This window comes from Arcanobacterium sp. (ex Cirak et al. 2026), from assembly GCF_053585065.1.
The window spans coordinates 89,775-112,973 of the sequence record NZ_JBQJCE010000005.1 but is presented as its reverse complement, the minus strand read 5'-3'; the positions used below and the strand labels follow the sequence as shown (position 1 = coordinate 112,973).

Here is a 23,199-nt window from a genome sequence, read left to right as displayed (position 1 = left end):
AAGCCTACCAGCGCCGATGGTACTGCACTCGTGAGGGTGTGGGAGAGTAGGACACCGCCGTCAACCCATATTCACAGTCACTGGCCCCCACACCCCCCCACCCCCTCTCTTCTTTTCTTGTTAACAAACACAGAAAAAGAAAAGAAGACCACAAAAGGGGGGGGGAACACGGGGGCCACACCCACACCCAAAACAAAAATATCGGAGCGCAGAGTTGAACCCGTATGAGTTGAACTCCATAGATGGACGCCTATATGCGGATGTTAGGCCCGGTTACACAGATTTTATTGTTGACACTCTCGTTCGCGATTTTCCGCGTGATTCCCATATTGTTGACATGGGAGCAGGTACTGGAAAGCTCACGTTGGCATTACTCGAACGTGGTTTTTATGTGACCGCCGTCGATCCCTCTGTGGATATGGTGAAACAACTTCGGTCAATGACTGGGGATCATCCGATGCTAACTGTTCAACAAGCGAAGGCTGAATCCACTGGTATTTTGTCTCATTCCATCGATTGTGTGGTTTTTAGTCAGTCTTGGCATTGGATGAATAAACAGGCTGCACTAAACGAAAGCTTCAGAATCTTAAAGCGGGGTGGACGTTTTGCCACGGTATTTAATCAACTGGATGTCAGTTTTGCGTGGGTTAAGCGACTGACACGTATCATGCGATCTGGAGATATCCAACGCTTAACGAAACCGCCCCAGCTTGGTCGAAGGTTTTCACATCCGATGCTCACAATTGATTCATGGTGTCAGCTTTTGTCTCCTCAGCAGCTACGTGAACTTGGAACAACCAGGGCTTCATGGCTGAAGTCCTCAGATGAGTACCGCAGGCATATGCGGCGCAATCTTGATTCATATCTTGAAGAGATGGGGTATGGAGACACTCACCGTATTGAACTTCCTTACATTTCCATTTTATGGGATGCCACGCGGCTGTGAACAGGGAATATATCGACCGTTACAGTTTTGAATGCTGTAGAACATTCCCTACATTTTGTTGTAATGTGGTGCCGTGGAGCAAGAGCACAACACTGTCTCACCTGAATCACAGCCGCGGAGGTACCCGCTAGCTGTTCGGTTAATTGCAGCATTCGCTATCATTTCGTTGTTTGTTGGAAGCGTGTTAATCGCAGCACTTATGGCGCTATGATCGTGGCCCAATTGCACCAGAGCAATGTGTCGACATGTAACTGATTATTATGACGAAATAGTGCTCAGAAGATTGCTGATCTTCGTCATTTTGAAGGGAGGCGTATGTGCGTAAGCAGTCTGCGTTTATTGCCGCAACGATGATTTCGTGCGCCCTCTTTTCTCTTCCTGGTGCTATTGCAACTGCTCGAGTGTTACCAATGTATGGTGTGGCTCCCACAGATACGGATCTCGCACGTAAAGTGCCAGCGAAGACCGGCTGGCAGACGTTACTCTCTCAATCTGAACGTTTGATGCATGGGGTCACCCCCTCCGTGATTGAGTGTGGCCGATTATTTCCAGGATCTTACGGTGTATTGCTAAAAGGTTGGTGGACGAGCGCGCTGACGTCGTTTACGGTGACATCCCCATTGAAGGTTTCGTCTGTAACCTCCGAAAACTCGCCTATGGCCACACCAACGACGTCCGTTCCCATGGTTTCTGGATTGGCTGAATCGTCGGGGTCAGTTAGGGCATCGTCGGCTCCAGGGTATGTACCGTGGAAGGATCTTGTTCCTGGAACCCCAGTCGTTAGCCCGACGTCGGGAAAACCGAGTGTTTTTCCGACGGCAACACAAGAACCTTCACCGGTACCGTCCTTACCGTTGCCAACCACGACGCCGTGGTTGGCGCTGACACCCGCAGAAACCGTGAACACTGAGTCACCGTCGCCGGCTCAAGCTGAACCGAAAACTGAACAGACGCAGTCGGTGACGCCGGTGGTTCCTGAGGAACCTCAGCACAAGAAACCTGCCGTTTCTGTAGAACCTGATCGACAGGAAGCGGCTGATCCGCCACAGACAATAGATGCAACTTCTCCCGCAAACACTGCGGGCGACAGTGCGCCGCTTGTTGCCGATCGTGTGCTGGTGTCAGAGTCAAATACCGATGATAAATATGCTGAGTCAACACACGAGAATGTCGACGAGGCAGAAGAAACGACGATAGATCTTTTTCAACTGTCTGTTGAACATGGACTGAGCGAGAGCGCACCGTCAAAATCACGTATTGTCCCCAAATTGCCAATATACGGGCCGTCGGTCAGCTCCGATTCTGTGCTCGAAAGCCGGCCGGGACAACCGATTCCGCCACGAACGTCGACTCCTGATATCCTGCGCCCGCAGCCAGCAATTCTCGTCTTTGACAATTCAGATTCAGCGCGTCATGGGCTTGACACCGCGGCAACTCCACTTCTCGTCGGTGCTGCAGCTCTCGTTGTCATAACGGGTGCTGGTGCTGGAATTGCCTTATATCGGTGGCGCCCATAGTTCTGCCATGCGTAGCTCACCTGCCGTCGGGAAAACTGGACTAACCTGTGAAGAGAAGTTTTACACTGGCGATTTGGAGAATACAGTGCAAGAAGAGCTCGAGCAGATCTCAGCAATGCCAATTCGGGACGCGGATTCACTTCTCAACCGTTTCACGTTCATCAAAGGAATGCAGGCAGCGGACTCCGTTGTGCAAGCTGCGAGGGAAAAGCCAGGCTTTGGCAACTCCTTTGCCGATTATATGGCTCGTATTACGTGGACACCGAATGGGTGGGGGAGCAGGTCGGTCGTTCCCTATGGGCCAATTTCGCTGGATCCTGCAGGCTCAGTACTCCACTACGGACAAGAAATTTTTGAAGGTCTGAAAGCTTTTCGGCATGAAGATGGTTCCGTGTGGACATTCAGACCAACATATAATGCAGCGCGTCTGAATATGTCCGCTCGACGACTGGCAATCCCCGAATTGCCAATTGATGATTTTATGGCGTCGATTGTATCGGTCGTGCGTGCCAACGAGCGCTGGGTGCCCTCACAGATGGGGACTTCGTTATATCTGCGTCCTTTTATATTCGCGTCGGAAGCATTCTTGGGAGTTCGGGCAGCAAAAAAATACGAATATATGGTTGTTGCTTCACCGGTGGGAGCCTACTTCTCAGGAGGGCTGAAGCCAATCGATGTGTGGGTTGATCGTACGTACCACCGAGCTGGCCCTGGAGGCATGGGCAATGTCAAGACCGGTGGCAACTATGCGGCGTCCCTTCTTCCGAATTTGGCTAGTCACGACGCAGGGTTTGATGAAGTGCTCTTCCTTGATGCGGCGACGAACACCAATCTCGATGAGCTCGGAGGTATGAATGTCTTCGTTGTCTATGCTGATGGACACGTTGCTACGCCGTCACTCTCGGGAAATATCCTTCCAGGAGCGACGCGGTCGTCGATTCTGCAACTCTTGCGTGCTCGCGGAGTCCAGGCAGTTGAAGAAACTATCTCTCTTGATTCTGTTCTCGAGGGGATCCGCTCAGGCAACATTAGTGAGATGTTTGCGTGTGGAACTGCGGCTGTTGTGACACCTATTGGGCGGCTGACATCTGATGACTTCGACGTTTATCTTGAAGGAGGAGACGTCGTTCAGTCAGTTTACGATGAACTTGTGGGCATCCAGATGGGGCGAGTAGAGGATCGCTTCGGCTGGTGTTACAGAATTTGCTAGGGACGAAAATCCCAATTGTGGCTGGGGCACGCTATTTCTGCATGTCCCGGCCATTTCTTTGATATATCAATGTTTTCTTCATCACGGAATCGACATCTTGCGGCAGTAAATGGGACTTGAGTCCACATCGTGTGATCCGGAACATGCCCAAGTTTTCTCTAGAGCCAAAAAGTATCGTGGCTTACATCGTTTTTTCTGGACTAAACCAAAAATTGTCGTGAGAATGGAAGTGAAAACAAAGCACATCGAGTCCAAAGGAGAAAACTCATGAGTGCAACTGTTGAAGCCGATGCCAAGTTTGCCGAGGCGTGGGATGGCTTCCAGGCCGGACATTGGCAGGAAGCGGTTGATGTCCGTGACTTCATCCAGAAGAACTACACCCCCTACGAAGGTGATGCGTCGTTCCTCGCGCCTTCGACTGAGAAGACCCTGCGTCTGTGGGATCACCTCGAGAAGAACTACCTGTCGGTAGAGCGCAAGCGCCGCGTTTTCGACGTGGACACTGAGACTCCTGCTGACATTGATGCTTTTAAGCCGGGCTACATTTCTGATGATGACGACGTCATTGTTGGCCTCCAGTCTGATACGCCGCTCAAGCGCGTGATGATGCCAAATGGTGGCTGGCGCATGGTCAAGACCGCTCTTGCTGAAGCTGGTAAGGAAGCAGATCCAGAGGTCGAGAAGATCTTCACCAAGTACCGCAAGACGCACAACGACGGCGTATTCGATATCTACACTCCGAATATCCGTGCAGCCCGTTCCTCACACATCATTACTGGTCTTCCTGACGCATACGGCCGTGGCCGCATCATCGGTGACTACCGTCGCGTGGCTCTCTACGGTGTTGACTACCTCATCAACGAGAAGCTCAAGGACAAGGATCTTAACGCTGACGAGCCATTCAGTGAGCACTGGGCACGTGATCGCGAGGAAATCTCGGAACAGATCAAGGCTCTCAAGAAGCTCAAGAAGATGGCTGCCGATTACGGTTTCGACATCTCTGGCCCGGCAACCAATGCGAAGGAAGCAGTCCAGTGGACCTACTTCGCTTACCTCGGCTCTGTGAAGTCGCAGGACGGCGCTGCAATGTCTTTCGGTCGACTCTCCAGCTTCTTCGATTCCTACTTTGAGCGTGATTTTGCTCGTGGCATTCTCACGGAGTCAGAGGCTCAAGAGATCATCGAGGCTCTTGTTGTCAAGCTCCGTATCGTGCGCTTCTTGCGTACCGAGGCTTACGATCAGATTTTCTCGGGCGATCCGTACTGGGCGACTTGGTCCGATGGCGGTACTGGCGAGGACGGCCGTACCCTTGTGACCAAGACCTCTTTCCGACTCCTCCAGACTCTCGTGAACCTCGGCCCAGCTCCAGAACCGAACATCACGATCTTCTGGTCGAAGCAGCTTCCGCAAGGTTACAAGGACTTCTGTGCAAAGGTGTCGATTGAGACTTCGTCTGTGCAGTACGAGTCCGATGACCAGATCACCGCTCAGTGGGGTGACGACGCCGCTATCGCGTGCTGCGTTTCTCCGATGCGCGTTGGTAAGCAGATGCAGCTCTTCGGTGCGCGTGTGAACGCGGCAAAGGCTCTTCTCTACGCTATTAACGGTGGCCGTGACGAGATTTCGGGCAAGCAGATCGTGGGCGGCTTCGAGCCCATCGAGGGCGATGGCTCACTCGACTTTGACGAGGTGTGGGACAAGTACGAAAAGATGCTCGATTGGGTTGTTGGAACCTATGTCGAGGCTCTGAATATCATCCACTACTCGCATGATCGTTATGCATACGAGTCGCTGGAGATGGCTCTTCATGATTCGAAGATCCTGCGCACGATGGGCTGTGGCATTGCAGGACTGTCCATCGTGGCTGACTCGCTGTCCGCAATCAAGTACGCAAAGGTGACCCCGATCCGCGATGAGACCGGACTCGTGGTTGACTACAAGACCGAGGGCGATTTCCCGCTCTACGGCAACGACGACGATCGTGCCGATGACATCGCCGCAACTGTCGTTCACACGGTGATGCAGAAGATCCGCGCGATCAAGCTCTACCGCAATGCCCTTCCGACCCAGTCTGTTCTGACCATCACCTCCAATGTGGTGTACGGAAAGAACACCGGAAACTTCCCGTCGGGACACCGTGCGGGAACGCCGTTCGCCCCGGGTGCGAACCCGGAGAATGGCATGGATACTCACGGAATGCTCTCCTCGATGCTTTCGGTGGGTAAGCTCAACTATCAGGACGCCCTCGATGGCATCTCCCTGACAAACACCATCGTGCCGTCTTCACTTGGACGCACGCTGGACGAACAAGTCACCAACCTTGTTGGCATCATGGATGCTGGCTTCATTAAGAAGGATTGATAATTATGACCAAGACCTATGCAGAGCGCCTCGAAGAGATGAAGGCTGCACGCGTCGATAACGGTGGAGTTCAGGGTCTTTACCATGCGAACATCAACGTTCTCAACCGTGAGACCCTCGAGGATGCCATGGAGAACCCGGAGAAGTACCCGCAACTGACTGTTCGCGTGTCAGGCTACGCCGTGAACTTCGTGAAGCTCACCCGCGAGCAGCAGCTCGACGTGCTTTCCCGCACATTCCACCAGGGCATGTGATTCCTGGAAAGGAATTAGCATTTAGCTAGCTCATACAATTCGAAAGGATCGGGACAATATGACCGAATTTGATGCTCGAGTTTATTTCGGCTCGGAAGGATCAACCGGGGAGTATCGTCCCGATCCTCTCGAATATGAGGTGCCACGCTTATCGGGCGCTGGTACCGCTGGTATCGAGTCGGCTGGTGAGATGACCCACGAAGAACATCTCGCTGCCGTTCGTGCCGGAGAGATCGGTTCTCTCCACTCGTGGGAATTAGTCACTGCAATGGATGGGCCAGGAACTCGTATGACGGTGTTTATGGCTGGGTGTCCGTTACGTTGTCTGTATTGCCACAACCCCGATACCTTCAAAATGAAGGACGGTACAGCTATCCGTGCGACAGATCTTCTTGATCGAATCAAGCGCTATGTGCCCGTTTTTAAAGCATCCAACGGAGGCATCACTTTCTCCGGTGGAGAGGTTCTGATGCAACCAGCTTTCCTCAAACGTGTGTTGAAGCCCCTCAAAGAGTGGGGCGTGCACGTTGCGCTTGATACCTCTGGTTTTTTGGGGCGCAACCTCACTGATGAGATGATGGAGAATGTTGATATGGTTCTCCTTGATATCAAGTCAGGTGATGAGGAGACTTACCAGCGTGTGACCGGTCGTTCTCTGCAGCCGACTATCGACTTTGCTCGACGCCTCGAAGCTGCGGGAGTAGAAATTTGGGTTCGGTTCGTTCTGATCCCTGGCTTGACTGATGATCCCGAAAACATCGAAAATGTTGCCAAGCTGGCATCATCGTTCTCCACGGTATCGCGCATCGAAGTTTTGCCATTCCATCAGATGGCGAAGGACAAGTGGGCGAATCTCGGCCTTGAATACCAGCTTCGCGATGTCGAACCGCCGTCGAAAGCAACAACAGAAGCGGTGCGCGACGTCTTCCGTAAATACGGCAAGACAGTCTACTAACACATACTTTTACCAGCGTTGCTGGTAGTCAGCTTCTCCTGGCTACCAGCAACGCTCTGTTAAACATTATGTCGATGGGCGCGAGCCAAAAACCGCGGTGCCAACGCGCACCAGTGTCGATCCCTCAGCAATTGCGAGCTCAAGATCGTGAGTCATCCCCATCGACAGTACATGACCTTGTACAGTTCCATCTGCTGTCATCGATTCTAAGAGACCACGGGTGAGTGCAAAGGACCGTCGAATATCGCCTTCATTTTCAGTGTGAGCTCCAATTGTCATCAGCCCCTCCAGACGGAGAAGACCCAGATCGGCAATCTGTTCTGCGAGCATACGTGCGTGGTCAGGGTGGACGCCATACTGGGATGAAGCGGAAGCAGAATTGACCTGAATTAGCACAGAAAAAGGCCCACTAGCAAGGCCATTATCAATGCGAGTGCGTTGTCGGCGTGCAATTCGCGTTGCCATGTGAAGCGAATCGACAGTGTCAATTCGTGACGCATAGTCCATTGCGCGGGCGAGCTTGTTTGATTGAACATGTCCGATAACAGTTGTCGAATGAACTGGAGCGCCACATGCGGCAAGCCCAATCTCTGTATCGACGAGCTGAGAAACAAAATTCTGCCCCAAATCGGACACGCCTGCCTCAAGTGCCTCGAAGACAGCACTGAGAGGCTGATGTTTCGCAGCCAGTTGAAGGACGACGTCGCCCGGTTGCCGTCCAAATAACTGTTCAGCTTCACCAATACGGTGGCGCACCTGCGCGATTTTCGACGCGATACTCATCGCGTACCTACTTTGATCATGTGGATCACAAGTGTGCCAGTGTCATCACATTCATCGAGGTCAACGTACGCCCACAGCGCCCAATCGCTGTCGCCATCACCATCATCGATCGTCTGAGTCACCAGCCATAGGCGTCCAGGAGCATGTGTCTCCAAAAGCTCTGACGCGTTACTTTCATCCATGCCAGCAGTGAGAAGATCAGCATATGAAGGATCTTCAAGAACCGAGAAAAATGCATCACCACGAGCCACAGTATCGGTTCCAACATATTCGTAGTCGTCCCAGTATGGATCAAAACAATCGGCCCAGTGGTCTGCATCCCAACCGTGTCGCCCATCCAGTCGACCCAGTTCATCCCAATCTTCGCGGTCGATCGCCTCCACTCGAGAAAACATTGCCTTGCGGACAGCTTTGCGCAAAGCAAACCGATTCTTACTCAGCGCAATATTGCCGTCGGCGTCGGCGCCGAAAGCAGATTCCTCACCATCAGTTGCATTGTCATCCGAAAGAAGCGTCAGTTCACCTGGTGTGATCGTCCCATCTGCAAGGGCTTCCCACTCGTCCAGAAGTGAGGAGTCGATGGAACGTACCAGCCGTCCAAGCCAATCGATAATCTCATCGACTTCTTCCGTACGTGCCTCGTTAGGCAATGTCTGGCGCATCGCTCGATATGTATCAGTGAGATAGCGCAAAATCACTCCCTCAGAGCGCGCGAGATCGTATCTTGATACGAGTTCAGAAAAAGTCATCGCTTCCTCGACCATCGCTCTGACTACTGACTTCGGGCTGAGGTTGTGTCCGAGTACCCAAGGATTAGTTTGTGCATAGATCTCTAGCGCAGGGGTGAGTAACGATGCCAGTGGCTTCGGCCAGGTGACTTCGTCTGCTAGCGCCATTCGTTCGTTGTAATCGAGCCCTTCAGCCTTAAGTTTGCCAATGAGTTCACCCTTCGCCGCCTTCTGCTGTGCATACAACAACGGGCGAGGATCTTCTTGAACAGATTCAATGACAGAAACGACGTCAAGCGCATACGTGTCGCTTTTTTTATCAAGTAAATCGAGGGCAGCAAGGGCAAACGGGGCGAGAGGAGAGTTCAATGCGAAGTCATCGGGGACGTCGCGGGTAAAGCGCAAGGGATTGAGACCAGGATGTGTTCGGCGCCAATTTCGATCGTCATGGCGGATAACCCCTGCCTGCTCAAGTGACGCAAGAATCGACAGCGCCTGACGCAACAGGAGATTGCGCGGAGTCGGCGGTTGATGATTATCGGTGAGCAGAGCCCAAATTGCTTCCACAGGATGAGGACGTTGGAGAAGATTAAGGATCATCGCGTGATTGACACGCATCTGCGAGGAGAGTTTCTCCGGCGCCGCTTCAATAATGCGTTCGAACGTTTTCTGTGACCACGACAGCCCCTCAGGAGCTTTGACTTTCTGGACGCGTTTGATTTTGATCGGGTCGTCGCCGGCTTTACGTAGACGGCGGGCATTCTCGATTTCGTGCTCTGGAGCTTGCACGACGACGAAGCCCATCGTATCGAAACCAGCGCGCCCTGCTCGTCCTGCGATCTGATGGAATTCACGGGCTTGAAGTTGGCGCATCTGTGAACCATCGAATTTCACTAACGAGGTGATTAACACGGTGCGAATCGGAACATTAATCCCGACACCGAGGGTGTCCGTTCCGCAAATCACGGACAACAGGCCAGCTTGGGCAAGACGTTCGACGAGACGGCGATAACGTGGCAGTAGACCAGCGTGATGGACTCCAATGCCGGCGCGCAAGAGCTTTGATAGTGTCTTGCCGAAGCCGGGGCTGAATTTGTATGCCCCCAGTGCTGATGCAATTTTTTCCTTGGCATCTTTGGAAATAACCGAAACGGATTGCAATGTCATCGCCTGTGCAACAGCTTCCCGTTGCGAGAAATGAACCACATAAACAGGTGCCATATGTGTATCGACGAGTTCTTTGATGACTTCGCTGATGGGTTCAGTCGACCATGTGTAATGAAGCGGAACTGGGCGCTGAGCACCGGCGACAACCGAGACGGGACGGCCAGAACGTCGCTCAAGATCTGCTTCGAGCGCGCTCGTATCGCCGAGAGTTGCTGAGAGAAGGACGTATTGCGCATGGTGAATTTCGAGTAATGGCACTTGCCATGCCCATCCGCGTTGAGGATCGCCGTAGAAGTGGAATTCATCCATGACGACGACGTCGGCGTCTGCGCTATCGCCGTCACGCAATGCAATATTGGCGAGAATCTCTGCAGTTGCACAGACAATCGGTGCCCCGGCGTTAATCGAAGAATCGCCAGTGACCATCCCGACATTATGCGCACCAAACAAGGTGATTAACTCGAAAAATTTCTCAGAAACGAGAGCCTTTAAAGGAGCTGTGTAGTAGGCAGTGCGGCCGGTGGCAAGCGCCGCAAACAACGCTTGCATTGCGATCATCGACTTACCTGAGCCCGTGGGCGTCGCCACGATGACATGATCACCTGAAACGATATCGAATAAAGCTTCAGTCTGGTGGGGATACATCTCCTTGCCAGTAGAGACGACCCAGTCTTCAAAAGCCTCGGCGATAGCATCGGGTGGGGGAGTGAGACCGTGAGCATCTTCGAGCATATCGAGGGCACGGTTGAGCGAATCGTTCATTGCTCTCCTTTCACCAGACAGTTTACGCGGCGTTGCGCTCGCGGGAACTAAGCTCTGAACGCACCGCGTCTTCAACGACGTCGGCGATTGCTTTCCAGCCTGCGCGATTCGGGTGGAAATATTCGCGAATGTTCCACGTATCAAATGGGGCAATGATCCAGGAATTTTTCGAGGATTCCGGATCGAAGGAGTGCTCACCGAGCGCATGACGGGTAGAAACAAAGTGGACGTTTGCTCCCGCCTCGGAAGCTGCTCGTTTTGCGGTTTCATCTGCGCAGTCTTGGAGCTGTGTCAGTCGCTGTCCGACGTCGACTCGTGGCGAGAGCTTCCCACCGATTGCGTAGTGAGTGTCCGCTAACAGTGTCGGATAACCAACGATGAAGATATCGGCTTTGCCGGAGGCTCTGTCTGAAATAGATGTGAGAACTTTTGTCAGAGCATCGTGCAATGAATGTGAAACGTAATCCTGTGCTCGGGCTAGAGCAGCGTCACACAGGCGAGCTGATCGAGCCGTGAGGCATGCTCCAGCGATTTGTGCGAACCCGGCGTCATTGCCGCCAATAGAGATGAGAACGACGTCGGTGTGATCGGTAACCGCATTACGTTGCGGTTGATTGGTTGCCGAGCACCAGGCGGTTGCGGTGTACTCGTCGCCTTTTCGCGACTGGGCGCTCAGCGTGATATCGACGGTGATATTGGCTTGTTTGCTGTCACAGATACCGTGAGATTTGGCGATTTTCAGCCAGTGCGTCCACGGATCCTTTGTCTCTGAAATGCGATAAGTGGCTGTTGCATGAGAAAAATTGCGGAACTTTTGTTTGTGGGACGTCACATTAGCCATTTTGGCTGAAGAACATGATGCATCAGTGAATTTCGCGTGGAGTGCGTGTGCAACCAGCGTGCCGTAGTTGTGTGGTGAACGCCAGCAGTTCTCATCTGAGTAGTCACCTGCTCCATTTCCTGAAGCGTAGGAATCTCCTAAGAGAACAATATTGATCGGATCGCGAGTCTGGGAGGAAGGCCCATGATTGATTCCTTGATTCGACACGAGCCACCAGCCGGCAGAGACGAGAGCAATGACAAGGAGGGAAATGGTGATAGTTGCAGCGATCTTCTTCATGAGGAGTCCTGAAAATCGGGGAGCGGATAGGAAAATGGCCAACCTCTCGGTTGGCCATTTTCTTTTTGTACACCGCCTGGGACTTGAACCCAGAACCCTCTGATTCAGTCATGACCAACAGAAAGCGTGTTCAGATTCTTTCTATTAATTCTAAAGTAGATAGCGTACTCCGAGCGGCCTAAACTTCGGGAATGATTGAATCATATTTGACGCATCTTAAAGCGGCTGGGCAACGCCGGGCAACGGTTCAACTACGCGAATTTCACTTGAAACGCCTACAGCGTGAATTAGGCGCTCTGCACACTCTTTCGCTTGCTGACCTTGAGCAATTCCTTGCTAATCCTGACTTCGGTAACTCTTACCGGCGATCACTTCGGGCAACACTGAGGGGCTTCTATTCTTGGCTTCAAGCCACTGGGCAACGCTCCGATAATCCGGCTGCGCTCCTTGCGAAAGTACCTGCAACGCCTCCGAAGCCTCGGCCGACTCCTGATATTGCCTACCGTCGAGCGCTTAAAGACGCTGACGAGGATTTAGTCCTTATGCTTCGACTTGGAGCTGAAGCTGGATTGAGGCGCGGCGAGGTTGCCCTGCTTCATTCCCGCGATGTTGTCGAGGATTTGAACGGAATTTCGCTATTAGTGCATGGCAAGGGCGGAAAAGAAAGAATCGTGCCCCTGAATGCCGCTCTAGGGCGGCTTGTGGTCTTGCGATCTCAAGAAATGCGCGGTTGGTTCTTCCCGGGCAGGATCGACGGGCACATATCGGCCGCTTGGGTAGGTAAACGCATATCCCGGCTCCTTCCCGATGGTATTGGGATGCATACTCTCCGGCACCGATTCGCAACAAGGACGTGGAGCGCGACACATGACCTCTTGAGCGTTCAACAGCTTCTTGGGCACGCTTCGCCCGCAACCACTCAATTGTATGTTGGTGTTGAGGTTGAGCGGTTGCGGGCGGTAGCGTCTGAAGCGGCCTAGTCCTTCGATAGTTTGTCGTTCATCGAGCGCATATCGGCGCGTAGCGAGTCGATCTCTGAGCGGAAATCGCGGCGGATTTCGCCTATCTGGTGGCCAAGCGAGCCGTGCCAATCGGCGCTAGTTTCCTGTATCTGATCGATAGATTTTTCAATCCTTCTTATCTGATCTTTCATGCTAGAGCCGTGGTTAGGTGTGAGCTGGATACGGACTATTTCCGAGTCTTTCTCGATTTGCTTTAGCCGTGGAAGGACGACGCCTAAGAGCGCGGCGATCCCTGCAAACCCGCCAAGGTTCGAGAGAGTGGTCACGACTGCGTTAAACATGGAGCGTCCCGTCTGGAAGTTCTGAGTAGTCGGCAGCGATTTCCGGTGTCGGTTTCTTCGTGACGTCGTGGACACCTGCGGCGGTCAATCCGAGCGTGAGGCCAGCCGCGATCTCGTAAACGAGTGGATCATCAATATAGTATTGGGTGAGCTGTAGGCCGACGCCGAGAATGACGGCCAGCAATGCTGACCATTTGCCGCGGATTCCGAAGTCTTTACCGAGATTCACGAGGGCGTAAATCATCGCGGGCGTGGCCAGCGCTAGAACGGAGTCGAATGTCATTTTTGTTTCTCCTTAAAGTCTGAAAGATTTAGCTAGTAGTGTTTGGTGGGCTTTGATCGTGTAGGGGCCGTAGTCGCCGTCTATTGCCCGGTTGTAGTAGCCCTTTTCGGTCAAAAACTTCTGAAGTCCGGCGATTGTGTAGTATCCGGGTTGGCCGTCAACCTCGCGGGTGTAGAACTTTCCCCATGAAAGGTATTTCTGCCACCCCGCCCACGTGGCGGTTTCTTGACCAGTTTTCGGCCAGCGGTAGAGTGCCCGGTCGGACAAGAAAAGATGCTCTGCTGTTTTTTGATAGGCACCTCGCACACCGTCGATAGCGCGCGTATAGTATGGGACTTTGCGGGGTGCAATGCGGGGCGCGGTCGGGGGCTTGGGTGCCTCATGAGCGCCCGGCTTTTCTACCGGGTGATCGATCGCCCGTGGGTGGTGATAGTCAGTAGCGAGAATCTGCTGAGCGCGGTTGAAAATTGCCGGGATTTGCATTATTCGACGGTCGCCGGGGCACGTCTTACCCCGGGCGTTCGAGAACCGCCAACCGCTCTGAGCGGCTGACCACGTGAGCCTGTTTTTCGGGTCAAACTTTCCAAAGTTTCCGACGATCCCCATACGGTGCCACGTCAGCCCGTCGAGCGGGCGATCCGGCGTGGCGATCCGGTTAGGGATACCCCATTTAGCGACAAGGTAGGCAAATAATTGTGCGAGCTTTTCAATCTGATAGGCGTCGAAAGGTGGGATATCCGAGCCGTTCTTCCAATAGCCCGGCGCCCGATTTGGGTATCCGTCCGAGTTCTCAACCGATACCAAGAAAGGATTTCCTTTGAGGTCGGCGGCGGCTTGACGGTTGATTTCGCACGCTTGACGCAATGGTACTGGCCCCATCGGATTGTAAAAGTGCGCATAGGTGCCGCCCGGCCCCGGGTTAGGCCCGTATATATCATTAGAGCCGGAAACGGCGGTGTGAATACTCATTCCCCTTGGTCGAATCCGGTAGGGGAGCCGCCCGGTCACGAGGTCTCGGATTGCTTGCGGAAAATACTCTTTGCCCATTTCTTCTCCTTAGCTGGTCTTGACCAGACGCCACACGAGGGTGATATCTTCCGTGTTCGTCGAGCCAATGCGCATTAGTCGAATCTGAATCGTCGAGTTGGATTCACCGGCGCCGGATTGGCCGATAGTCCAAAATCCGGTTGCGGTGTGGAGCTGGTAGAGAAAGCCATAGCCGGACGGCGGATAGTACGGGGCATTTAGATTGACTGACGCCGCGCCTACACCTTGGTAATTCGTGAGAGTGTAGGAAGTGGCTAAGATTTTCACCTTGCCAGTTTCGGCGTATTCAGTACCGCCGATTAATATGCGTCCGCTAGCGACTTTTGATCGCGATTCGGCTACCGCATCGGATTTGATCTGGTCGTTAATAGTGTTGAATTTTGAGGCGGTTGCTAGCTCGCCGTCAGCCCACCTGTCTATCATTTTCTAATCCTTTCCATTGAGTAAATTCATAGGTTGTCTCCCACGATTCGGGCGTGATTGAGTGGCGAATCGAGGTGATGTGAGCGGTGGCGCTCGATCCTCTATACCTGACAAATACGGGATCGAGTATTTCGAGTGTGGCTAGCGTTTCGAGCGCCGCGTAGTCGTATGCCCGTGCCCGTTCATCGACGGGGCGGAATTTTGCGGTTTTCATCACCTGCTGAGGCTGGTATGCAGCCAAAAATCCGTGGATAAATTCCTGAAGAACGGCAATGTCGGCGGCGGCGGTCTCGATCTGAACCGAGCGAGAACCATAGGTAGCCGCCAAGGTAGTGTTGGTCACTGAGATAGTGCTGGTCGTTCCCTGCCACTCTGATTGCTCATTGATCCCGGCCGAATTATTCACCGCCGTGAGCGTCGCGATCACGTTCTCTGAATCGGCGGCGGCGTCAACCTCAACGGGCGATATTTTCGGGAGAGTCGAAGGTGCGCCTTCACCCATTGAGACTGCCGCAATTGGGGTGGTATTCGGTGTGTCAATCGAGCGAATTTCGCCATGTAGTCCTGCCCACCACGTGACGCCCACAGTGGCACAAATCATGTCAATGTAGTCAACGAGTGTTGACTGCTTGACTATCGAGCCGATTTGAGGTGGCACAACGTCGCTATTGCGTGTGTGGTTCCATGTGAACCCGTCAGTGAGATTAGCGAGGAGATTCTGCCAGCCACGCGGTTTAGGCGAAGTTTCTTGATATTTCGTGACTGCCGCGATATCCGCGAGGATATCCCGCGCTTCGATTTGCACCGTATATGTGCCGTCCTTCGCCGGGTTCGAGAGGGTGCGAGCGAGTCGGCCTGTGAAAAGACGTCGCCGCGATCCAGTATCGAAAGCAACAATCGGCATTCCCGGCCAAAGGTTCGCCGATCGAGGATCGAGCGCATTAAAGAAATTCGCAACGAGCGTTCCAATTTCCGCCCGCCCGGCGAATCCGTTGTACTGAATGCCACGGTTGATCTCAACAACGGTCGCCGGGCCAAGGATTGACTTCCATACATGAGTAGCGCCTGCCGGTCGCAGGACACCGCCGCTAATACGTGATTCACCGATTCGGAAATGAGTCGAATAGGTTTCGGGCTTCGGGAGCCGGAAAGCTCCGATAATCGCCTTTCCAAGCACAGCAGAATTGAGCGTATCGAGCGGGGTATAGGCGAGTAGTTCGAGGCGGGCGGTTCCCTCACGGGCCGCGTAATCGAGAATGACTTTCGCGGCGCACCGGTCGGATGTCCACCCCGAAGTAGCCGATTTGATATCGATCGTGATAGGCGATTGTGGGTCAATTGAGACTTGGACGCGCTGTCCCTGCAACCGCTCACGGTAAGCGAAACGCTTCACCGTGTTTTGAATCTTCACGTATTCGGAGCCGGTCGCTGACGCGGCAGCCGCCGTTAGCTCCACTGAAACGGATTTGATGACGGCGGATTCGACTGGATCGAGCACGGCAGTTGCCCGGGTAGGTGAAGAATAGGAGAAAGTAAATTCCCCACCGTCCGCGAACTGCATACCCTCCGATTCGGTCGTGAAGTCCTCACGCTTGAGAAAAGTTTGCATTACAGCCGCCTACCTGAGGTGCCCGAGTATTCGGCCAATGCCCTTGCGATCACACGGCCAGTTTCGGCAGTCGGATTCAACGCTTGAACATTGATAATGATCGGAGAGCCACCGGCCGTAGCAAGTCCGGTTCCTCCGAGGCTCAATTCAGGGGAGCCAATCAGGCCCGGAAGGTCACCGGTTAGTCCTGCGAGTGATCGGCGGACATTCCCGTATTGGGACTCAAGCCCTTTAACAAATCCCTGGATAACGAGACGGCCATTCTCCTTGAGTAGCACCGCGTCGTAGCTTGCTGGGCCTTTCCAATCAGGGAGCCAAGACGTCAGCGTGCCGAGGGCAGATTTCACCTTGCCGAAAGCGCCCTTGATACCTGAAATGAATCCATCAATGACCTTGCGGCCAGCCCCTAGGAGGGTGCCGCCGATATTACCGAGCCAGCCAAGAATCTTTCCCGGTAGCGAGCGGATAAGACCAGCAAGGCTCGAAATTCCGTTCGAGACTCCATTCCTGATGCCCTGCCAAGCGCGGGTAACAACACTCTTGGCAAGATTCCATGCGGCCGAGAACCCGCCAGATATAACTCCACGGACGGACGAAACAACAGAACGTATAACCGATAGGCCGGACAGAACAACCGATTTAATCGCTCCCCATACCGCGCCGGCCACGGCCTTGATGCCATTCCAAGCGCCACGCCAAACGCTAGAAACGGCACTCAGATAGGCTCGAACGGTACTCGCGATAGCCGATACTGCGCTTGAGATCGCGGCCCGGATTCCGTTCCAAATCGCTTTGCCAACGGACGAGACGGAAGTCCACACACCCTTAATCCATGCACCGGCGGATTGAATCGCCCCAACTATCGCGTTCCATGCGTTGATTACGGCGCTCCTGAAGCCTTCGTTGGTCGTCCAAAGGTAAGTGATAGCGGCGACGAGCGCGCCAATCACCGTAATCAAGATACCGACGGGGCTAACGCGGATTTCGGCATTCAGTATCTTTTGAGCGACAGCGGCGCCGGTCTGTGCGACTCTCACGGCCGCTAGGGCGGTCTGATATGCCCGATATCCGATCATCGCGCCACCCACGGCGGCCGCGATTAGGCCAATGGTCGCGATATGATCTCGAATGAAAGTGCCGAGCGAAACGAGCACCGGGATAACGCTTTGCTTGATAAATCCGGCCAGTTTCTGTGCGGCGGGCACCACCTTTTGAACAATAAATCCTTGGACGATTTCGAGTGCGGGCGCCACATTGTCTGAGAGCCAACCAACGAGGGACGAGACAGCGGGGATAAGGATTCCGCCAAGTGTTGCGGCCGCGTTTTCCAACTTCGCCTTGAGTACTTGCTGCTTATGCTGAAGCGTGTCAGTCTCACGGCCAAACTTCCCGTGCATATCAGCCGTTTGCTCCATGATAAGCGCGAGGGTCGCGGCCTGATTCGCTTCTGAGGATAGCGAGCCGCCTACCTTCTTGAATCCAAGTTCCGCCGCCTTAGCGTCGATTGAGGCTTGCTTGAGCGAAACACCGTATCGCTCAATCGGGTCGCGTTCGCCCTTGAGGGCACTCGAAAGCGCTTCGACTGCCTGAGTGGTCGAGCCACCAAAACCGGCCGACAGATCGGCGCCGAGTGCGATCAATTTGTTTGTTTCGCCAGCGAGGGCCTTCATCGAAGTGCCGCCGTTTTTGAGCTGAGCACCAATCACATTAGCCAACTCATTGTATGAGTTCTTCGACAGTCCTACATCGGTTGCGGCCTTCGCCGCGAATCCATGAATGACCTTTGCGTTCTCTTTGAAAATATCATTGACCGTACCGACGGACTGCTCCAGGTCTGATGCCGCCTTGATCGATGCAACCGCAATGCCTCCGATAGCGGCCGCGCCGTACTTTGCGGCCGACGCGGCCAGCGATCCGAGCTTGCGCATTCCCGCGCCGAGCTTAGATAGGCCCGAGGTGTCGCCCAAATCGCGCATAGCTCGCTTGAACTTGCGGGTATCCGCAAGCACCGAAACATTCACTTGATGTTGTGCCACGGGGTATCACTACTTCTTTGCCATTTGGTTGATCTGCTCAATAATTTCTTCACGCTCATATACCGACATCCGCCAATAATCGATTGGGCGCCAAGACAAGACGGCCATGAATTGGCCGAGTTCTTTCACTCTTGCGAGTCGGCGGCCGCGCCTTTTCCCAATGCCTGATTCACGAGCGTAAGAATTTCTGGATCGCGCTGTGGAGCTTTCTCGATAGCGGCATCCATGAGCTGATTCGATTCGGTCGTGGTGAGTTGCTCAGCCTGAGAGCGAGTGAACTCAACACCGAGCCGCATTGCCGCGATAGCAGTAATCGCCGCCATAACTTCGCCGGTAGAATGCTTATCGGGTGAGGTGAGATCGATGCCGAACTTGGATTCAATCATCGCGATTTCGGCCATTGTGAGCGATTCGTAGAAATCGGCCCCGGCCGGAGCGGCCGTTAATTCTTCATTTTCCATTGGTGCTCCTTAAAGATTATTTTCGAGGTTGTTTCGGTCGAAGATTTCGCCAAGCCCTTCACTGAGCTTGTCAACGATTGCGCTTTGCTCACGCGTGATAGCGTCTGCGAGGAAGGCGCGGCGCGGCCGGCCTTTCTTGAATAGTCCGCCACGATAGCCGTAGTGAACGATTGGGGCATACGGGGCGCGTTTACCGCCCGCGCGTACAACTGCCTTAGTTTTGCCCCGCCCGGCGCGTATCGTTGACGCGAGTTTTCCTGATACGCGCGGTACATGTGGCATAGCCGCTTTGACCACGATTTCCCCAATGTCATGCATGAGGGTTTTCATGTCTGACGTGTCGGCTCCTGCTTTTTCGAGGGCGCGGGCGGTCTCCTTTAGTCCGCGTGCGCGTAGCTTATACCCGTCCGCGAGTACTTCAATATCGGTCATGATGTGACAAGGCTAGATTCGATGACTTCAAACGAGATTTCGGTCGTGCCATCTTTTTCTCCTGCTTTTTGGCCCATTTCGGGGCGCAACTTGGGAAAGTTGAGTTTGCCCGTGATATGCGGCTGATTCTGTGTGGCTTCCTCGTTTCCCGCTGGTGCAAGGGTAAAAGGAACGTCTCTTTTGCCTGGATTGTTGTATACCTGCATCATTAACGCGGACGCGTCGAGGCTCTGAATAATCGTGACCGAGATTGTCTCGTTCACGCCGCCCTTGTTATCGAAAGTGACGGTTCCCGAGTCCTTCTCCGAGTCTGTTTTCTTCCATTCCGAAATTTCGGCCATATATTCTGTTCCGTCGAGCTTCAGCGAAAGGGCGTAGCCATTCAATCGTGCTACCATGATTGCTCCTTATTGTTGAATGAGTGATTTTGCGGTGATTTTGACGGCTGGGTAAGTCCCACCCGTAGATTGTTCAGTGAGTGCGAAATACGGCGCCACGGATTCGGGTATGGCGGCGTCGGATTCGACTAGACCGGTCATTGCGAGGTAAACAGCGTTGTCAAGTTCGTCTGTTGCTTGCTCTTCAGACTTCCACGGCGCCGTGATGATAGTCACAGTCCATGTAATTTCCCATGCCCCGTAGGTTGATGCCGGGGCGACGTTCTCAAGCTCAAGAAATGCTGTTTTCTCTTTCAAGACCGGTGGCGGGCACCGAAACACGCGAAAATCTGGCAAGGCAACTTCAATAGCGGCCTTGATCTGCGAGCGGTCTTGCATGACGCTCACGCGAACCCGCCTCCTACATAGGGCGCGAGTATCGGGTACGCGGCTTTGAGTGGGTCGCGTGCGAGCCGGACTGGCGCGGCGTCACCGAAAGGTGAAAGGACACCGCCCGGCGCGCCGCGGCGTGTGTGAAGTTCGCGTGCTACTTCCACGGTTGCGTATTCGAGCACCTTCACGGGCACTGTCGAGTTACCCACGTATCCGGTTGTCAGTTCGACGGCCTGATCTGCCAAAATAGCTAGCGTTGCCGTGTCGGTTTCGCTCATGTCCGCTGTGTAGTAAACGGACTGCGTGAGTTCGTTCGTTACAGTGGCCAAAAGGTTAGCGCGTGTTTCGGGTGTCATTTTCAGCCCGCCGGGGTGAGCTTGACCGGGAGAATACCCGCCGTATCCGGGACATAGTGCGCGGCGTAGCCGTAAATCGCGAAGTCCTTGGAAAGATTGAGCGCCGTTTCATCCTGAAGTCGGAAGGGTGCGCCGGGCGCTTCTTGAACCACGAGGGCATCGGAGGAATAGAAAGCGATCGTATCCTTGCCGGGCGCGATCGAGACCGGGAGTGTCGCGAAGGAGCCGGAAAGCGATGGGATCGAAATCGTTCCCTGAGAGCGATCGGGTGCGTTCTTGAATTTGAGCGCCTTCGGGGATTCTTCAAGGGTCGCAAGATACTTGAAAATTTCGGGCGATACCGCGATGCCTTCGAGTAGCATGTCGGAATCTTCAAAATATTGTGCCGCATCAATGAAAAGAGCAATGAGGTCATTCACAGTGAGGGCAGTTCCGGCCTTCTTCGGATCAAGTTTGGTCTTTTCAAGCTGTGAAGTGACCGTGGCGGCGAATAGCTCCTTGGTCGCGTTTTCAATCGACGCGGCATAGTGGACAGCCATTCGAGAGAAAAGTGTGGAGAGGTATTGTGCGCTGCCACGTTCGATCTGCTGAAGCGTGACGCGGGCCGCGCCGCCGAAGGTATTGACCGGGGCGTTACCCGTGGTGAGGGTGATCTTGCCGAATGGGAGATCAGCGCCTTCAGTGCCTTGCTTCTGCACGACGATAGAATCCTCACCAAACTGTGGGAACTCGATGCTCATTCCATTCTTCGGGAGATCGAAAGTATGAGTGAAAAGATTAGTGAGGCGCATTTTCGCGGTCATGCGATCGACAACACGATCAACCCAAGCCGGGCGATTTGTCTTATCGTCGGCCGTGGTGATACCCGAATAGGAACGGCGAGCGAGTTCTTCATCACCGACGACGGCCTTCACGAACTCGCCGTAGGATCGGAAATTGAAATCCGTCTCAGGTGTTTGTGGTGTGAGTCGATCCGTGAGGGTCGAGAATTGGCGCTCTAGCCGGTCAACTGCGGATTCGAGTCCCTGAATCACGGCTGAAGTTGTGGAATCAATCGGGGTTGCGTCTGGTGCTTCAACAGTCATTGGTGTTTCCTTTCGGTTTCTGATTGAAATGATTTCGGTTTGCGGATATGCGGGAAAAGTAACGAGCGATACTTCATCGATCTGGATAGACCGCTGGATAATCTGTACCGTTTCTTCGGTCTGTGTAATCTCTGGGTCTGCTAGCTGTCTGAATCCGATAGAAAGACCTGAGATAGCACCGTCTCGAATGAGTGTCGCCGCGTCGATACCTGAAGCAGTTTTCGAGATTCGGCCGGTGATATAAAGCCCGTCCGACTCTGAGCGCGTATCAATCACTAGGCCGATAGTTTCGAGGTGTTCTAACCTGAGTTTCACGCCGGTTTCTGCGAGTGTGATAGCTTCTTGTGGGATTTTCTCGAAATAGCCGGGCGCGATTTCGGAAAACACGTCGTAGGGGACTGCTAGCGCGTCGAACTCGAAGCCGGTAGCGGTTTCTTCAACCGCTCGTGTTGTCAAACTAATTGACCGTGTTTCCAATTTGATCTCCTTGGCTATTGAGTGGTTCGAGTCCTTCGGAGGCGCGTACCTCAGACACTGTTAAAAATCCCGCTTCAATAGCGGTCTTATATGCCGCGTAGCGCGTCGAAGTGTCGGTACGTAGCAAACCTTCGAGGTTGAATCGGCAGGTGTTCCCGCGAGGGGTGAGCTTGTCAAAGGCTTCTTCAATTTCGCGAATGTACGCCATGACCGTGTAGCGCAAAAACGTGAGTTCGTCCTGCTCCAAATTCGCGTAGGTTTGTGTGCCACCATCGGGCGATGCCAGCATGAGACGGGCTGGTATTCCGAACATGCGAGCGACGGCGATGGTATCTGCCTGTTGGTTTTCGAGGAATTGCAGTTCTGAAGGGCTAAGCAAAATCGGCTTGAACGATAGACCAGAGCCGAGGACAGCGATTCCATTCCCCGGTGTCATTGAAGCGTTCGCGTCGGCCTTGTATTGCGCGGCCTGTTGCTGCGTCAAAACCTGATCGGTCGAGAGGATTCCGGTCGGCCTTCCGCTCTGGTTCGTCCAATTCGAGGCGTAGCGGGTAAGCGCTATTGCTCCTTCGATACGTGCTTGGCACGCTTGAATCGGGCCAAGGCCAAGCGCTTCACCCGGTATGTGATTGAGTCGAAGGTGAATGATCTCGGAGGGCTTGATTTGAGATCCGTGCCATGAATAGGTACGTGAGCCGAATTTGTCGATGGATACGGCAACGGTTTGAGGATTCAGCACCTCAACGTTGTAAACATTGCCACCGCGATTTCTGCGTAAGCGCCAGTACGCATTTCCTCTGAGTGCGAGAGATTGGACGGTCTCAGCGAGAAAGGCGCCTTGGCTCATTTCGGTGTATGGTTGAGCCACAATCGCGGGGGCAATGTTCAGCTTATCCGTCCCGCGCCACACGTCGAGAGTGAGCTGACGCACTGCCACTTCGAGGATTGACACGGCACGATAAACAGAATCCAGCGTCCGAGGGTCGCGTGATACTTGCGCCCGCGCTATCGCAACGTCGAGCGGCGCGGCCGCTACTGGAATAGACTCAACCCCGGTAGAGCGGGTTAAGATTCCAAGTGACTTTGCGAAATTCTCGAATGCCTTCATGGCTAG

Annotated in this window: 23 protein-coding genes; 7 read left to right on the top strand and 16 right to left on the bottom strand. The window is 53.7% G+C overall.

The annotated features are described in order from the left end of the window. Positions 1-214 precede the first annotated feature (214 nt). From ACTOVJ_RS04235 to pflA, 6 genes are all read left to right on the top strand, one after another. Positions 215-946, top strand: coding sequence for a class I SAM-dependent methyltransferase (locus ACTOVJ_RS04235; protein ID WP_449502499.1), 732 nt, complete (start codon positions 215-217; stop codon positions 944-946). A 317-nt stretch (positions 947-1,263) separates the two neighbouring features. Next, entirely contained in the window at positions 1,264-2,463 is a 1,200-nt protein-coding gene (locus tag ACTOVJ_RS04230) for a hypothetical protein (protein WP_449504444.1), read from the top strand. Positions 2,464-2,578: 115 nt separating this feature from the next. After that, positions 2,579-3,673, top strand: coding sequence for a branched-chain amino acid aminotransferase (locus ACTOVJ_RS04225; RefSeq protein ID WP_449504445.1), 1,095 nt, complete (start codon positions 2,579-2,581; stop codon positions 3,671-3,673). A 267-nt stretch (positions 3,674-3,940) separates the two neighbouring features. Beyond that, complete coding sequence (gene pflB, locus ACTOVJ_RS04220) at positions 3,941-6,034, top strand: formate C-acetyltransferase (protein ID WP_449504443.1); 2,094 nt, start codon at positions 3,941-3,943, stop codon at positions 6,032-6,034. Positions 6,035-6,039: 5 nt separating this feature from the next. Further along, complete coding sequence (gene grcA2 / locus ACTOVJ_RS04215; RefSeq protein ID WP_278012357.1) at positions 6,040-6,288, top strand: autonomous glycyl radical cofactor GrcA2; 249 nt, start codon at positions 6,040-6,042, stop codon at positions 6,286-6,288. 58 nt (positions 6,289-6,346) lie between these two features. Then, positions 6,347-7,243: a pyruvate formate-lyase-activating protein gene (pflA, locus tag ACTOVJ_RS04210; RefSeq protein WP_449502496.1), complete on the top strand. Its 897-nt coding sequence runs from the start codon at positions 6,347-6,349 to the stop codon at positions 7,241-7,243. Positions 7,244-7,309: 66 nt separating this feature from the next. On the opposite strand, the gene ACTOVJ_RS04205 is transcribed toward pflA, so the two are convergent. From ACTOVJ_RS04205 to ACTOVJ_RS04195, 3 genes are read right to left on the bottom strand one after another with little or no spacing between them, the layout of a single operon-like run. Continuing rightward, the gene (locus ACTOVJ_RS04205) at positions 7,310-8,026 is read right to left on the bottom strand and encodes a YggS family pyridoxal phosphate-dependent enzyme (protein ID WP_449504442.1); all 717 of its coding nucleotides are present in this window, start codon (positions 8,024-8,026) and stop codon (positions 7,310-7,312) included. Then, entirely contained in the window at positions 8,023-10,683 is a 2,661-nt protein-coding gene (locus tag ACTOVJ_RS04200) for a DEAD/DEAH box helicase (RefSeq protein ID WP_449504441.1), read from the bottom strand. Before ACTOVJ_RS04200 ends, ACTOVJ_RS04205 begins: the two co-directional genes overlap by 4 nt. A 22-nt stretch (positions 10,684-10,705) precedes the next feature. Next, positions 10,706-11,803 (bottom strand): SGNH/GDSL hydrolase family protein, encoded by a 1,098-nt coding sequence (locus ACTOVJ_RS04195; protein WP_449504440.1) that lies wholly within the window; start codon positions 11,801-11,803, stop codon positions 10,706-10,708. Positions 11,804-11,994: 191 nt separating this feature from the next. Between ACTOVJ_RS04195 and ACTOVJ_RS04190 the strand changes: the two genes are divergently transcribed. Then, complete coding sequence (locus ACTOVJ_RS04190) at positions 11,995-12,783, top strand: tyrosine-type recombinase/integrase (RefSeq protein ID WP_449503841.1); 789 nt, start codon at positions 11,995-11,997, stop codon at positions 12,781-12,783. Here the strand turns inward: ACTOVJ_RS04190 and ACTOVJ_RS04185 are convergent. From ACTOVJ_RS04185 to ACTOVJ_RS04125, 13 genes are all read right to left on the bottom strand, one after another. Next, entirely contained in the window at positions 12,780-13,106 is a 327-nt protein-coding gene (locus ACTOVJ_RS04185) for a hypothetical protein (protein ID WP_449503840.1), read from the bottom strand. The two genes, ACTOVJ_RS04190 and ACTOVJ_RS04185, sit on opposite strands and share 4 nt — an antisense overlap. Continuing rightward, a complete protein-coding gene (locus tag ACTOVJ_RS04180) occupies positions 13,099-13,389 on the bottom strand; it encodes a hypothetical protein (protein ID WP_449503839.1) in 291 nt (96 codons plus the stop codon). Before ACTOVJ_RS04180 ends, ACTOVJ_RS04185 begins: the two co-directional genes overlap by 8 nt. A 12-nt stretch (positions 13,390-13,401) precedes the next feature. Continuing rightward, complete coding sequence (locus ACTOVJ_RS04175) at positions 13,402-14,436, bottom strand: peptidoglycan-binding domain-containing protein (RefSeq protein ID WP_449503838.1); 1,035 nt, start codon at positions 14,434-14,436, stop codon at positions 13,402-13,404. Between the two features lie 9 nt (positions 14,437-14,445). Next, positions 14,446-14,859, bottom strand: coding sequence for a hypothetical protein (locus tag ACTOVJ_RS04170; protein WP_449503837.1), 414 nt, complete (start codon positions 14,857-14,859; stop codon positions 14,446-14,448). Continuing rightward, positions 14,840-16,468, bottom strand: a complete 1,629-nt coding sequence (locus ACTOVJ_RS04165) for a hypothetical protein (RefSeq protein WP_449503836.1) — start codon at positions 16,466-16,468, stop codon at positions 14,840-14,842. The genes ACTOVJ_RS04170 and ACTOVJ_RS04165 overlap by 20 nt, the downstream gene beginning before the upstream one ends. Further along, positions 16,468-18,504, bottom strand: a complete 2,037-nt coding sequence (locus ACTOVJ_RS04160; protein WP_449503835.1) for a phage tail protein — start codon at positions 18,502-18,504, stop codon at positions 16,468-16,470. Before ACTOVJ_RS04160 ends, ACTOVJ_RS04165 begins: the two co-directional genes overlap by 1 nt. 125 nt (positions 18,505-18,629) lie before the next feature. Next, positions 18,630-18,965 (bottom strand): hypothetical protein, encoded by a 336-nt coding sequence (locus tag ACTOVJ_RS04155; RefSeq protein WP_449503834.1) that lies wholly within the window; start codon positions 18,963-18,965, stop codon positions 18,630-18,632. 9 nt (positions 18,966-18,974) lie between these two features. After that, a complete protein-coding gene (locus ACTOVJ_RS04150; RefSeq protein ID WP_449503833.1) occupies positions 18,975-19,397 on the bottom strand; it encodes an HK97 gp10 family phage protein in 423 nt (140 codons plus the stop codon). After that, positions 19,394-19,795: a hypothetical protein gene (locus tag ACTOVJ_RS04145; RefSeq protein ID WP_449503832.1), complete on the bottom strand. Its 402-nt coding sequence runs from the start codon at positions 19,793-19,795 to the stop codon at positions 19,394-19,396. Before ACTOVJ_RS04145 ends, ACTOVJ_RS04150 begins: the two co-directional genes overlap by 4 nt. Positions 19,796-19,804: 9 nt before the next feature. Further along, positions 19,805-20,182 (bottom strand): hypothetical protein, encoded by a 378-nt coding sequence (locus tag ACTOVJ_RS04140; RefSeq protein ID WP_449503831.1) that lies wholly within the window; start codon positions 20,180-20,182, stop codon positions 19,805-19,807. After that, complete coding sequence (locus tag ACTOVJ_RS04135) at positions 20,179-20,445, bottom strand: hypothetical protein (protein WP_449503830.1); 267 nt, start codon at positions 20,443-20,445, stop codon at positions 20,179-20,181. The genes ACTOVJ_RS04140 and ACTOVJ_RS04135 overlap by 4 nt, the downstream gene beginning before the upstream one ends. A gap of 80 nt (positions 20,446-20,525) precedes the next feature. Then, positions 20,526-22,085 carry an HK97 family phage prohead protease gene (locus tag ACTOVJ_RS04130; protein WP_449503829.1) on the bottom strand — a complete coding sequence of 520 codons (1,560 nt, stop codon included), beginning with the start codon at positions 22,083-22,085 and terminating at the stop codon, positions 20,526-20,528. Next, on the bottom strand, positions 22,066-23,193 hold the full coding sequence (locus tag ACTOVJ_RS04125) for a phage portal protein (RefSeq protein ID WP_449503828.1): 1,128 nt from the start codon (positions 23,191-23,193) through the stop codon (positions 22,066-22,068). The genes ACTOVJ_RS04130 and ACTOVJ_RS04125 overlap by 20 nt, the downstream gene beginning before the upstream one ends. Between the last annotated feature and the right edge of the window lie 6 nt (positions 23,194-23,199).